12 protein-coding genes are annotated in these 12,445 nt (G+C 52.4%); 11 read left to right on the forward strand and 1 reads right to left on the reverse strand.

Annotated features, from left to right (window positions below):
• The first annotated feature begins 19 nt into the window (after positions 1-19).
• The 4 genes from BKD14_RS03410 to tdh all read left to right on the forward strand — a co-directional run bounded on the left by BKD14_RS03410 (position 20) and on the right by tdh (position 4,085).
• Positions 20-625 carry an XRE family transcriptional regulator gene (locus tag BKD14_RS03410; protein WP_022709491.1) on the forward strand — a complete coding sequence of 202 codons (606 nt, stop codon included), beginning with the start codon at positions 20-22 and terminating at the stop codon, positions 623-625.
• 58 nt (positions 626-683) lie between these two features.
• Positions 684-1,766 (forward strand): NAD/NADP octopine/nopaline dehydrogenase family protein, encoded by a 1,083-nt coding sequence (locus BKD14_RS03415; RefSeq protein ID WP_210215497.1) that lies wholly within the window; start codon positions 684-686, stop codon positions 1,764-1,766.
• A gap of 86 nt (positions 1,767-1,852) precedes the next feature.
• Positions 1,853-3,040, forward strand: coding sequence for a glycine C-acetyltransferase (locus BKD14_RS03420; RefSeq protein WP_075654271.1), 1,188 nt, complete (start codon positions 1,853-1,855; stop codon positions 3,038-3,040).
• Positions 3,041-3,050: 10 nt separating this feature from the next.
• Positions 3,051-4,085 carry an L-threonine 3-dehydrogenase gene (tdh, locus tag BKD14_RS03425; protein ID WP_075654272.1) on the forward strand — a complete coding sequence of 345 codons (1,035 nt, stop codon included), beginning with the start codon at positions 3,051-3,053 and terminating at the stop codon, positions 4,083-4,085.
• A 69-nt stretch (positions 4,086-4,154) separates the two neighbouring features.
• Here the strand turns inward: tdh and BKD14_RS03430 are convergent, their stop codons facing one another.
• Positions 4,155-4,814, reverse strand: a complete 660-nt coding sequence (locus BKD14_RS03430; RefSeq protein WP_075654273.1) for a TetR family transcriptional regulator — start codon at positions 4,812-4,814, stop codon at positions 4,155-4,157.
• Positions 4,815-4,960: 146 nt separating this feature from the next.
• Between BKD14_RS03430 and BKD14_RS03435 the strand changes: the two genes are divergently transcribed.
• The 7 genes from BKD14_RS03435 to BKD14_RS03465 all read left to right on the forward strand — a co-directional run bounded on the left by BKD14_RS03435 (position 4,961) and on the right by BKD14_RS03465 (position 12,440).
• On the forward strand, positions 4,961-6,472 hold the full coding sequence (locus BKD14_RS03435) for an ABC transporter substrate-binding protein (RefSeq protein ID WP_075654274.1): 1,512 nt from the start codon (positions 4,961-4,963) through the stop codon (positions 6,470-6,472).
• 179 nt (positions 6,473-6,651) lie between these two features.
• Entirely contained in the window at positions 6,652-7,656 is a 1,005-nt protein-coding gene (locus BKD14_RS03440; RefSeq protein WP_022709497.1) for an ABC transporter permease, read from the forward strand.
• A 5-nt stretch (positions 7,657-7,661) separates the two neighbouring features.
• Positions 7,662-8,516: an ABC transporter permease gene (locus BKD14_RS03445; protein WP_075654763.1), complete on the forward strand. Its 855-nt coding sequence runs from the start codon at positions 7,662-7,664 to the stop codon at positions 8,514-8,516.
• Positions 8,517-8,569: 53 nt separating this feature from the next.
• Positions 8,570-8,929, forward strand: a complete 360-nt coding sequence (locus BKD14_RS03450) for a RidA family protein (RefSeq protein WP_210215498.1) — start codon at positions 8,570-8,572, stop codon at positions 8,927-8,929.
• A 40-nt stretch (positions 8,930-8,969) separates the two neighbouring features.
• Complete coding sequence (locus BKD14_RS03455; protein ID WP_022709500.1) at positions 8,970-9,332, forward strand: Rid family hydrolase; 363 nt, start codon at positions 8,970-8,972, stop codon at positions 9,330-9,332.
• Between the two features lie 31 nt (positions 9,333-9,363).
• Positions 9,364-11,124, forward strand: coding sequence for an ABC transporter ATP-binding protein (locus tag BKD14_RS03460; protein ID WP_075654275.1), 1,761 nt, complete (start codon positions 9,364-9,366; stop codon positions 11,122-11,124).
• Between the two features lie 113 nt (positions 11,125-11,237).
• Positions 11,238-12,440 carry a cyanate transporter gene (locus BKD14_RS03465; RefSeq protein ID WP_075654276.1) on the forward strand — a complete coding sequence of 401 codons (1,203 nt, stop codon included), beginning with the start codon at positions 11,238-11,240 and terminating at the stop codon, positions 12,438-12,440.
• The last annotated feature ends 5 nt before the right edge of the window (positions 12,441-12,445 follow it).

Genomic DNA, 12,445 nt, shown 5'->3' on the forward strand with positions numbered 1-12,445 from the left:
TAGTTTGAGGAGTGAGCAAATGAAGCAGCTGACACCACCGGAAATCGGGCCTCGTTTGCAGGCTTTGCGTAAAGAGCGAAAACTTACACTGGCAGATCTCTCCGTTATGGCAGGCGTATCGCGTTCCATTCTTTCCGAGATCGAGCGCGGTAATGCCAATCCGACCTATGGCACGCTGTGGCATCTGACACAGGCGCTTGGGGTTAATCTGGATTGCCTGATGGGCGGCGTGACCAATGAGCGGACAGATCAGATTCATCTGCTGCCCGGCAATCTGACACCGACGATCCGCAGTCCGGACGGTACCTGTACTTTGCAGATTCTGGCACCGGCCGGCATGATTGCACTGATCGAATGGTATCTCCTGAACTTTGATCTCAACGGTAAGCTGGAGAGTGAGGCGCATAGTCCGGGAACAATGGAGCATCTGCATTGTCTTGAGGGTGAAATCCACGTTTCCAACACAGCGTCACAAACGGTGGTCAGGGCGGGTGAAACAGCCCGTTATTCGGCAGAGGTGCCGCATTGCCTGACCAGTATCGGCAGCCAGCCTGCCAAAGCCTTTCTGGTCGTTGCCTTTGCCGGTGTGAATGGCGGCTTTGGCAGCAATTTACGACCCAAATAACAAAATGCGGAACAACCGCAGAATAATTTGAATGATTATGAGTGAGGAACAAAAAACTATGCGGGTAGGGATTATTGGCGCCGGATCAATCGCGTTTGGTATGGCAGCATTTCTGGAACAGGCAGGCCACACAGCTATTCTCTGGTCACCATCGGGGGAGCGCACAAAGGCGCTGGCCGCAGGCGAGGCGCTGACTGCCTCCGGTGCTGTGACCGGCACATTCCGGCCGCAGGTGGCTGCGGATGCGCGTGCATTGGCCGAAGGTTCTGATGTGCTTGTGGTGGCTCTGCCTGCCTATGGGCACAAGGCAGTGCTGGATGCTGTGGCACCTCATATCCGTGCGGAGCAGAGCGTTATCATCAGCTCCCATGCCTCCTTTGGTGCGCTCTATCTGTCCCGCCTGCTGGCTGCGCGTGATATCAGCGTTCCGGTTATTGCGTGGGGAACAACAGTTGTCTCAGGCCGTCAGCTGAGCCAGACGGAAGTGAATGTAAATACTGTGCGCAAACGTATTGATCTTGCGACAGTGCCGGAGTCGCGCAGCGCAGAAGGGCTGGCACTTTGCCAGACATTGTTCGGGGATCGTTTCGTGGATCGCGGCAGCCTGCTGGCCATTGCCTTGTCCAATCTCAACCCGCAAAACCACATGGGTATTGCACTGGGGAATATGACCCGTATGGAACGCGGTGAAAGCTGGAGTCAGGGGCAGAATGTAACGCCGAATGTCGGGCGTCTTCTGGAAGATCTGGATCAGGAGCGCATCAATGTTGCCACCGCTCTGGGGCTGCAAGTGCGGACGATTTTCGAGCATTTCCATCTTTCATTCCATGTTCCTGTCAGCTCGATTTCGCAGATGAATCAGGAAATGCATGCCGCAGGCAATGGCGGTTCCGGCCCGACCACAGCGGACAGCCGCTATGTCACGGAAGATGTGCCGTTTGGTCTGGTGATGACTGCCAGACTGGCTCGCCTTGCAGGTAAGCCTGCCGAATTGCATGAAGCAGGCGTTAAAATCTTCTCGGCAATGTACGGACGGGATTTTACCGCTGAAAATGACCTTTTGAACGCATTGGATATGGATGCGCTTTCCCTGTCTGACCTGACCGGACTTTGCAAAAATGGCTATGCAACCGGTCAATAACTGATCTGCATTCTGTCTGCCCTGCATCGGAAAATACTGATAAAATGCGGGGCAGATGCCGGTATAATTGTGAGAGAGCTTCAAGCATGACACATGATTTTCTTCGACATCTCCGTTCCGAGCTGGATGGCCTGAAAACATCCGGCCTGTATAAGACCGAGCGTATTATTACCTCCAAACAGGCCGGTGAAATCGAAGTGGCCTCGGGAGATCGCGTTCTGAATTTTTGTGCCAATAATTATCTCGGACTGGCGGATAATGAAGAACTGACAGAATCTGCCAAGCAGGCGCTCGACCGTTATGGCTACGGCATGGCGTCGGTGCGCTTTATCTGCGGGACGCAGGAAGAGCACAAACAGCTGGAAGACCGCATTTCCTCATTTCTCGGTATGGAAGATACCATCCTTTATTCTTCCTGTTTTGATGCAAATGGCGGGCTTTTTGAAACACTGTTCGGTGAAGAAGACGCAATTATTTCTGATGCGCTGAACCATGCCTCGATTATTGACGGTATCCGCCTGTCGAAGGCAAAACGGTTCCGTTACGCCAATAATGATATGGCCGCGCTTGAAGAAGAGCTGAAGAAGGCGGAAGGCTCCCGCTTTAAACTGATCGCCACAGACGGCGTGTTCTCGATGGACGGGATTATTGCCAATCTGCAGGGCGTTTGTGATCTCGCAGACAAATATAATGCAATGGTCATGGTCGATGACAGCCATGCGGTTGGTTTTGTCGGCAAAAATGGTCGCGGCTCTGCTGAATATTGCGGCGTTGAAGGACGGGTTGATATTATCACCGGCACGCTCGGTAAGGCGCTTGGCGGTGCATCCGGCGGCTATACATCTGCCAAAGCTGAAACTGTGGAATGGCTGAGACAGCGCTCACGGCCTTATCTGTTTTCCAACACACTCGCGCCGGTTATTGCTGCGGCATCACTGAAAGTTTTTGATCTCATCGAAAACGGTGCGGAACTTCGCGCCCGTCTGGCTGCGAATGCAGAATTGTTCCGCCGTGAAATGACTAAGCTCGGCTTTACACTTGCCGGTGACGGCCATCCGATCATTCCGGTAATGCTGGGTGATGCTGCGCTGGCACAGGAAATGGCCGCACGAATGCTTGAAAAAGGCGTCTATGTGACCGGCTTTTCGTTCCCTGTGGTGCCGAAAGGTCAGGCCCGTATCCGTACACAAATGTCGGCAGCCCATTCGGAGCAGGATGTACGCAAAGCCATTGCGGTCTTTGAACAAACCGGCCGTGAATTAGGCATTATCTGAGGGAACTCCAATGACAAATATGATGAAAGCCCTGGTGAAAGCAAAGGCAGAACCGGGTCTGTGGATGGAGCACGTCCCTGTTCCTGAGATTGGCCCGAATGATGTGCTGATTAAGGTCAAAAAATCCGCTATCTGCGGTACGGATGTGCATATCTGGAACTGGGATCAGTGGGCGCAAAACACCGTGCCTGTCCCGATGGTTGTCGGTCATGAATTTATGGGCGAGATCGCAGAGATCGGCTCGGCTGTGACCAAATATAAAATCGGTGAACGCGTCTCGGGTGAGGGGCATATTGTGTGCGGCAAGTGCCGCAACTGCCGTGCGGGTCGTGGCCATCTGTGTCGCAATACGCTTGGTGTAGGTGTGCACCGCGCGGGTTCTTTCGGAGAGTTCATTTGCCTGCCGGAATATAATGTGGTGGCTATCCCGGATGAAGTGCCGGATGAAATCGCTGCTATTTTCGATCCTTTCGGCAATGCTGTGCATACGGCTTTGTCTTTCGATCTGATCGGCGAGGATGTGCTGGTTACCGGTGCAGGCCCGATCGGCATCATGGGGGCAATGGTCGCCAAACGTGCGGGCGCACGCAAGGTTGTCATCACCGATATCAATCCGGTGCGCCTGGATCTCGCCAAAAAAGTCGGCATTGATTATGTGGTGGATGCCTCAAGAGAAAATCTTGATGATGTGATGAAGTCCATCGGCATGACAGAAGGCTTTGATGTCGGGCTGGAAATGTCCGGCGCTGCTCCTGCATTCCGTGATATGATCGACAAGATGAATAATGGCGGCAAGATTGCTATTCTCGGTATCGCCCCTGCCGGTTTTGAAATCGACTGGAACAAGGTCATTTTCAAAATGCTCAATCTGAAAGGCATTTACGGGCGGGAGATGTTTGAGACCTGGTACAAGATGATCGCCTTTGTGCAGGGCGGGCTTGATCTGTCTCCGGTTATTACGCATCGTATCAAGATTGATGAATTCCGCGACGGTTTCGAGGCCATGCGCTCCGGTAATTCCGGCAAAGTTGTCATGGACTGGTAAATACTGCTTGCGCTTTTTATTCTGCCGTCAGATTTTAGCGATCTGACGGCAGTTTTTGTTTTACATGGCTTATTCAGCGCTTAGTTTCAGATATTTCTCAATCATATCAACAACGTGAAGGCGGCGTGTGCGGATATTCTCCTCCGAGGATATATCGACGCCAAAAGTAACGGACAGCGTATATTGGCTGGAAAGATACATGAAGCTGAGAGAGACGATGGAAATATAAAGCTGGGTGGCATCGATCCCCGAGCGGAATATTCCGGCAGCAACCCCACGGTCGAGTTGTGTCTGGATCGACTGGATAAAAGGGCGTGACGAGCGCGGTATGCTCGGGATGGTACGGATGAACTCCCCTTGCAACAGGTTTTCACCAAGCACGAGTTTGATAAAGGCGGGGGTGTCCCGCATATAATCAAAGGTGAATGCGGTCAGGGTTTTAATAGCATCCATCGGGTCGCGGTCGAGTATGCTCAGCTCTGCTTCCCTGCCGCGCAGCTGATTATAAACCTGTTCCAGAGCCGCTTTATACAGCGTCTCTTTGTTCTGGAAATAATGGTAAAGCATGCGGATATTACAGCCCGCACGCTCGACAATACGCGATGTGCTGGCGCCGCTCAGGCCATATTCGCAAAATTCAACAATGGCTGATTCGAGAATAGCCTGGCTTGTGGCTTGTGCATTGCGCGAGCGCACAGCTTTGGAAGTGCTCATATCCACTTTACTCATTCTGTAATCCTCCAACGCTCTGACATTTCAGAGCGTATATTTACGCATTTTGCAATGAGGGTAATTGACAAGAAAGTAAGTAATAGCTTACTTATTTAAAAAAAACTACTTCTTGTCACGCATGACATAAAAAGAGGAGGGGAAAGATGATTAAGGGAATTAAAAAGGCCCTGCTGCTGGGTGCTGCACTGGCTGTCAGTGTCGCGGGATCACCGGCACAGGCTCAGAAATCTGATCAGATTACTGTTGCGATTACAGAAGGTGTGACGGGCTATAATCCTTATGCGGATTCCGTTGTGCTGATCGGGTCGATCTGGTGTCAGATTTATGGTTGCTTGACGCGCTGGGATTTTGAACAGGCAAAATTCGTTCCGTTTCTGGCCGAAAGCCTTGAGCCTGAAGATGACCTGAACTGGATTCTGACATTGCGGCCGGATCAGAAGCGTCATAACGGCGAGCCGGTTGTCATTGCAGATGTGATCCATTCGATGGAGCGCGCGCGTAACGACCCGCAGAGCATGTCGCAAGCCTCTGTCCAGTATATTAAAAATGTCGAGGCGCTTGATGATCTGCGTATGCGGATTACAACAACGCAAAAAATCTCCACACTGCCGAATTATCTGGCATTCATGCAGATCACATCCAAATCCATCTATGACAAATACGGCGCACAGGAAGCTGATCGTCAGCATCCGATTGGTGCAGGCCCGTATAAATTGGTGGAAGTCGGTATCGGCAGCCATATTGTGATTGAGCGCGTGGATGGCCATCCGATGGTCAGTGAGACAAATCCGAAGCGCATTCTCTACCGGATGATGACCGAGCCGGAGCAGCGTGTGACCGCGCTGGCCAATGGCGAGGTGCAGATCGCGCAGGGAATTCCGCCGCAACTGATTAACCGCGTGCAGCAAATGTCGAATGCGACAGTTGAAATGGTCGATTCCGCAGAGGCTATGTTCATTGCCATGAGCCCTGAGACCAAACCATGGGATGATGCACGGGTACGTAAAGCGGTATGTCATGCAATCAATCGTGAGGGTATTGCCCGCGCTATTCTCGGTAATCAGGCAACCTTGCTGAATGGACCGGTCGGTGCAGGTCAGCTTGGCTATGATGCAGATTACAAAACACCGTTTGATTATAATCCGGAAAAAGCAAAGAGCTTATTGGCAGAGGCCGGTGCAACCGGTGTTGCGGTTGATCTTTATACGCCGGTAGGACGCTATATTGCAGACCGCCAGATTACCGAGGCGATTATTCCGATGCTGGAAGAGGCGGGCTTTAAAGCAACGCTGAAGACACCGGAATGGGCAACTCTGTGGACGAATGTACAGCGCGGCGACACACCATTCTATTATATGGGGCGTGGCAATATGCTGGATCCGTCCCCTGCGCTGGCGCAATATTTTGAAACCGGTGCATCACCGCGTCTGAAATATTCCAATGCGGAAGTCGATAAGCTGCTGCAGGCCGAGCGTGAAGAATTTGACTTCACCAAACGGGTCTCCATGCTGAATAAAGCCATGGTGAAAATCACGGAAGACGCTCCGGCTTGTTTCCTCTGGCTGCACCGTCTGGCATGGGGTGTTTCCAAAAGCATCGATTTCAAACCGAGCAAAGCCGACCGTGTGAATGGCTGGGAAATCCACCTGCGCTGATTTCCGATGCGGATTTCCTGAAGCCGGATAAGGGATATTCCTGTCCGGTTTCAGGAGCCGGCCGATCCGGTTGCACTGATCAGACTATGTACCCGTCTTTTTAATATTGCGTATGCCGCAGCCGGAAGTTTGCTTCCGCTTCGCCGTGGCATGCTCCGGTCAATTCCCGAGGATTTTCCATGTTGGGCTATACGCTGAAGCGCGTGTTGGGCACAATTCCTGTGCTCTTCATGGTGACACTTTTGATTTTTGTACTGATAAAACTCGCACCCGGCGATCCCGTGGATATGTTGGTCAGCGATGAGGTAACTGAAGAGATCCGGCAGAATATCCGTATTGCCTGGGGGCTCGATCAGCCTGTCTATATTCAGTATCTGACCTTTATCAAGAATGCACTGATGGGAGATCTGGGAGAATCCTTCCGCTATCGCGAACCTGTCATGGATCTCATCTTACAGCGTTTGCCGGCCAGTATTGAGCTTGCCATCTATTCCACACTGCTTGCCGTCATTCTGGGATTGCCGCTTGGTGTCTGGGCTGCCAGCAAGCCGAATTCCTTTGTCGATACGATCGGCTCAATAGGCGGATTTTTCGGTATCAGCCTGCCAAATTTCTGGCTGGGGATTCTCCTGATCCTGCTCTTTGCAGGTATGTTCAATCTCCTGCCATCGGGCGGGCGTGCAACATGGGGCATGGATGTTCCGGCTATTACAGGCTTCCTGACAATCGATGCACTGCTTGCAGGGCGTTGGGATGCGCTTTGGGATGCAGTGCGTCATCTGACATTGCCGGTTATCGTATTGGGCACCAATATGGCGGGCATCATTATGCAGATTACCCGTGCATCCGTGCTGGAAAATCTGCAGGAAGATTATGTCATGACCGCCCGCGCCAAAGGTATGTCGGCACGTGTCGTTTTGTGGCGCCATGCTTTCCGCAATGCTTTGATTTCCGTTGTCACCATCATCGGGCTTGAATTCGGCACACTCATCAGCGGCGCGATCATTGTCGAGACGGTCTTCTCCTGGCCCGGCATCGGCTATCTGCTGCTACAGGGCATAACCTTCCGCGATTTTCCGCTGATTACCGGCCTTGTCCTCGTCTACACCTCGCTTTTCGTTTTCATTAATCTCGTGATTGACATGATTTACACGATTGTCGATCCGCGTATCCGTCTGAGGTAATGCCGATGACTTTCCGCTTCAGTACAGAAAAACTCACAGAGATTGTCAAAACGCCGAAAGCTGTTTTTGGTCTGGGTGTTGTCAGCCTGTTGTTGATCGCCAGCCTCTTTGCACCACTGCTGGCACCGTTTGATCCGAACAAGCAGGATCTGATGCTGGCTTTGATGCCGCCGCAACCGACCGGCCCGCATTTTCTCGGCACGGATCATGTCGGACGGGATCTGTTAAGCCGCATCATTTACGGTTCGCGTGTCTCGCTGATTATTGCCGTTGCCGTGGTTATTTTCTCTGGTCTGGTTGGTGTCACACTCGGTGTGGTTTCCGGCTATTACGGCGGTCGTGTTGACTCTGTCATTCAGAAATTTCTGGAGGTCGTCTGGGCTTTCCCGCCCTTGCTGCTGGCGATTTCCATTGTCGCTTTCCTTGGCCAGAGCCTCGGCATTCTGATTATCGCGCTCGCCTCACAGCGCTGGATTCCCTATTGCCGTCTGGCACGCGCCGAGGCACTGAGCTTGCGTGAACGGGATTTTGTTGTGGCCGCTCGGTCGCTCGGTGCGCGGGACGGTCACATCCTGTGGAAGCATATTCTGCCTAATCTCATTCAGTCATCCCTGATTGTCGGTACTTTCGCCATGGCGACAGCGATTATTGCTGAATCAAGTCTCAGTTTTCTGGGGCTGGGTGTGCCTGCATCAACACCGACATGGGGCGGAATGCTGGCGGATGCGCGCTCTTACATCAGCACATCCTGGTGGATGGCATTCTTCCCCGGCCTTTGCATCTTCACCACGGTGCTGGCCATCAATCTGCTTGGTGATGTTCTCAGAACGCATTTTGATCCTCGTCTGAGCACGAGATGATCTGAACTTCGTTATCCAAAAATTCTGCAACTTAAAAAGAAGGAACAACTACTTTGGTCGAACGTATTGAAATCTCAAAGACTGATGGCGCTCTGAAAAGCATGGCCGTTGTTCATAATGATATGGTGTTTTTGTCCGGTGTGCATGCAACCGACACAAGCGGCGATATTAAAGAGCAGACGAGAGAAGTGCTGCAGAAGATCGACCGGCTTCTGGAAAGCGCAGGCTCCGATCACAAATCCATTTTCGTTGTTCATATCTGGCTGAAAGATATGCGCTATTTCGGTGCCATGAATTCTGTGTGGAATGAATGGGCTGACCCTGCCAACCCGCCGGCACGTACCTGCGTCAGCGGAGAACTCTACCGTTCCGATGTGCTCGTGGAAGCTGTTGTGATTGCTTATCGCAGCTGAAACACAGACCGAACTCAAGCCTTAAGAACTGGAGAACCCTATGGAACTGAGAGAGCTTGGCCGGATCGACGGAGCAGGACATCAGCCGAGAATATGTCTCGGAAAAGCATCCGACAAACTGGCTTCGGTTTGTCTGACAGCACCGGATAAAGGGGGAGATGTCAAAGACCAGTCTTTGCAGATCCTGAATATTATTGATGACTATTTTCAGAGTGTCGGATCATCGCGCAAAGACATTCTGATGGTGCAGGTCTGGCTGTTCGATATCAGCGAATATGATGCTTTTTGCGAAGTGTGGAATGACTGGATTGATCCTGAAGGTGTTCCGGCATTGTCGGTCGTAACGGGACATGCGGCACGGCGTGACTGCGCCGTCGAAATTCGCGCTTACGCCGCTTGCTGAGACTATAAAAGCCTGTTTGCCGGAGATTATGATGACCGAAAAATTGCTCGAAATTTCTGACCTCGCTGTAAAGTTTAAGGGCATGGATGCCGCAACTTTTGCAGTGAAAGGCATAGACCTTGCCATCGGGCGCGGGGAGATCGTGGCGCTGGTCGGTGAGTCCGGCTCCGGCAAATCGGTAACGGCCAAGTCGGTGATGCGGCTGGTCGGATTTATGGGCGGCACAATCACCGGCGGGCAGGCATTGCTCTATGACAAAGCGGGGCAGAGCGTTGATCTCTACGCGATGGATGAAAAGCAGGTGCAGGCGCTGCGTGGTGATCGGATTGCCATGATCTTTCAGGAGCCGATGACATCGCTCAATCCGGTTCTGACGATTGAGGCGCAACTGGCTGAAGTTGTTATCCGGCATCGGCAGGTAAGTAAGGCTGAGGCGGGGCGCCTCGCATTGGAGGCACTTAATCAGGTGCGTATTCCGGAAGCCGAGCGACGGTTGAAACAATATCCTCATGAGCTGTCAGGCGGTATGCGCCAGCGTGTGATGATTGCCATGGCCATTCTGTGCAAGCCAGATTTGCTGATTGCTGATGAGCCGACGACTGCACTGGATGTGACTGTGCAGGCGGAAATTCTGGCTCTGCTGAAAACTATTCAGCAGGAAACCGGCATGGCCATTCTGCTGATTACCCATGATATGGGCATTGTGGCTGAGATTGCCGACAAGGTTGTGGTGATGCTGAACGGAGCAATTGTTGAAAGGGGGGAGGTTCACGCTGTTTTCAACAATCCGCAGCATGAATATACCCGTCGTTTGCTGGATGCCACGCCTAAACTTGGCGAAATGCGCGGTAATGATGTCATTGCTGTTGAGAATACATCGGATGCTGTACTGAGTGTGCGCAACCTCGTGACACGGTTTTCGGTGCGTCAGGGCATGTTTCAGCGCGTTGTTGCCAATGTTCACGCCGTGGAGAATGTCTCCTTTGAGCTGCGGGAAAAAGAAACATTATCACTGGTTGGCGAAAGCGGTTGCGGTAAATCCACGACCGGCAAAGCAATCATGCAACTGATACAGGCCAATAGCGGTGAAATATGGCTGCAGGGGCGTAAACTGGGAGATATGAATGCCTCGGATATGCGCGAAACACGCAAACGTATCCAGATGGTTTTTCAGGATCCTTATGCGTCTTTGAACCCACGTATGACAGTTGAGCAGATTGTTGCGGAACCGTTGCATATTCATGGTATGGGAACTGCCGCTGAAATACAGGCACGGGTTTTGCAATTGCTGGACAGGGTGGGGCTGACAAAAGCACAGGCAGACCGCTATCCGCATCAGTTTTCCGGTGGTCAGCGGCAGCGTATCTGCATTGCCCGCGCATTGGCTCTGAACCCGAAAGTGATTATCGCCGATGAGCCGGTTTCCGCTCTGGATGTGTCCATTCAGGAGCAAATTCTGGATTTGCTGGAGGAAATTCAGGAGGAATATGCCATTTCCATCCTCTTCATTTCCCATGATATGGCGGTGGTTGAAAAAGTCAGTGATCGCATCGCGGTCATGTATCTGGGTGAGATTATCGAGATCGGCCCGCGTGATGCTGTTCTGAGCACGCCGGCGCATCCTTATACGCGGCGCTTGCTGGACGCGGTGCCGATTGTGCATCCGGAGAAACGTCGTGAACGTAAGCTTTTGTCCCGTGAACTCAAAAGCCCGATCCGTCCGGTCGGCTATCAGCATGAGGCAATTCCGCTGAAGAGCGTCGGCTTTGAACATTACGCACGTATCAGCTGACATATAAGACAAGATTCCGGTAAAGCAGGCAGTTTTTCAGGGCGCTATGAGCGTGGTGCGCGGCTGCCTGCTTCACTATGCCCGCAGGCAAAATGATCAGGAGAAAGACGCATATGAAGGGAGGCAGAAATTATATTTTCCTGATGGCTGTTATCGTTGTAGCACTCAATCTCCGACCCTTTATTGCGGCTATCGGCCCTCTCGCAGAAGATGTCAGCCACGCAACCGGACTGAGCCATCACGGTATGGCGCTGTTGACACTGATACCTATGGCGCTGATGGGCTGTGTGGCATTTGCCGGTCCCGCATTGTTACGCACGGGTGAGATGCGCGGCATTCTTCTCGCGGCACTGACCTGTATCACTGTCGGTACTTTGTTGCGGCTGGCTGTTACCACAGGGCCTGCATTGCTGATGACAGCAGCTATTATCGGCCTTGGCGTTGCGGCGGTGCAGGCGCTTTTTCCTGCAATTATCAAGCAGCGTTTTCCTGACTGTTTTGCCAATATTATGGGGCTTTATTCCGCTATGCTACTGGCAGGCGGCGCGCTTGGCGCGCAATTGTCACCTGTCATTGTGCAACTGACCGGAACATGGCAGGCAGGCTTTGGTTATTTTGCAATTTTGGGACTTTTTGCAACTGTTCTGGTCTGGGCGGTACTCCCCGCTTCAACCTCGGTTCAGGCCGGTAAAAGCCTGACAAAATTATTCTCCCGTCCGCGGACATGGTTGCTGATGATTGCATTCGGGCTGGTGAATGGCGGCTATTCATCCGTCATAGCCTGGCTTGCGCCTTATTATCAGGAAGCGGGATGGAGTGTTACGGCGAGCGGTAGTCTGCTTGCCGTCATGGCACTGTGTCAGGCTGTTTCCGCGCTGATTATGCCTGCTTTGGCGCAGGGCAACAGCAGGGATCGCAGACCGTGGCTGTGGTTGGCGCTTGCGATGCAGTTTACAGGATTTGCCGGTTTTGCTTTTGCACCAGCAAGCGCTCCGTTTCTTTATGTTGCGCTTGTCGGTGCCGGACTGGGGGGCTGTTTTTCACTGCTGCTGGTGGTGGCTCTGGAGCATATTCCTTACCCGTTACAGGCCGGAGCGCTCTCCGCAGTCATGCAGGGCGGAGGTTTTTTGCTGGCAGCGCTGCCGCCTTTGATTGTTTCCGTGCTGCATGAGCAGACCGGAAGTTTTGCTGCAGGCTGGAAATGGCACATGGTCAGCATTGCTATTGCGGCAATCCTGACCAGACGCCTTGATCCTGAAACTTACAGTCCGGCTATGTTGTTGCTGACTGAGCCTGTGAATGCATCTGACCTGTAAATGGT

The sequence above is a fragment of the Pseudochrobactrum sp. B5 genome, assembly GCF_001939785.1.
GTDB classification, from domain to species: Bacteria; Pseudomonadota; Alphaproteobacteria; order Rhizobiales; family Rhizobiaceae; genus Pseudochrobactrum; species Pseudochrobactrum saccharolyticum.

Excerpts from the sequence above, each read along its gene's own strand:
- BKD14_RS03455 (WP_022709500.1), top strand. The coding sequence starts at position 8,970 with ATGGAACTGAGAGAGCTTGGCCGGATCGACGGAGCAGGACATCAGCCG.
- BKD14_RS03415 (WP_210215497.1), top strand. The coding sequence starts at position 684 with ATGCGGGTAGGGATTATTGGCGCCGGATCAATCGCGTTTGGTATGGCA.
- BKD14_RS03430 (WP_075654273.1), bottom strand. The coding sequence starts at position 4,814 with ATGAGTAAAGTGGATATGAGCACTTCCAAAGCTGTGCGCTCGCGCAAT.
- BKD14_RS03435 (WP_075654274.1), top strand. The coding sequence starts at position 4,961 with ATGATTAAGGGAATTAAAAAGGCCCTGCTGCTGGGTGCTGCACTGGCT.
- BKD14_RS03440 (WP_022709497.1), top strand. The coding sequence starts at position 6,652 with ATGTTGGGCTATACGCTGAAGCGCGTGTTGGGCACAATTCCTGTGCTC.
- BKD14_RS03420 (WP_075654271.1), top strand. The coding sequence starts at position 1,853 with ATGACACATGATTTTCTTCGACATCTCCGTTCCGAGCTGGATGGCCTG.
- BKD14_RS03410 (WP_022709491.1), top strand. The coding sequence starts at position 20 with ATGAAGCAGCTGACACCACCGGAAATCGGGCCTCGTTTGCAGGCTTTG.
- BKD14_RS03465 (WP_075654276.1), top strand. The coding sequence starts at position 11,238 with ATGAAGGGAGGCAGAAATTATATTTTCCTGATGGCTGTTATCGTTGTA.
- BKD14_RS03445 (WP_075654763.1), top strand. The coding sequence starts at position 7,662 with ATGACTTTCCGCTTCAGTACAGAAAAACTCACAGAGATTGTCAAAACG.
- tdh (WP_075654272.1), top strand. The coding sequence starts at position 3,051 with ATGACAAATATGATGAAAGCCCTGGTGAAAGCAAAGGCAGAACCGGGT.
- BKD14_RS03460 (WP_075654275.1), top strand. The coding sequence starts at position 9,364 with ATGACCGAAAAATTGCTCGAAATTTCTGACCTCGCTGTAAAGTTTAAG.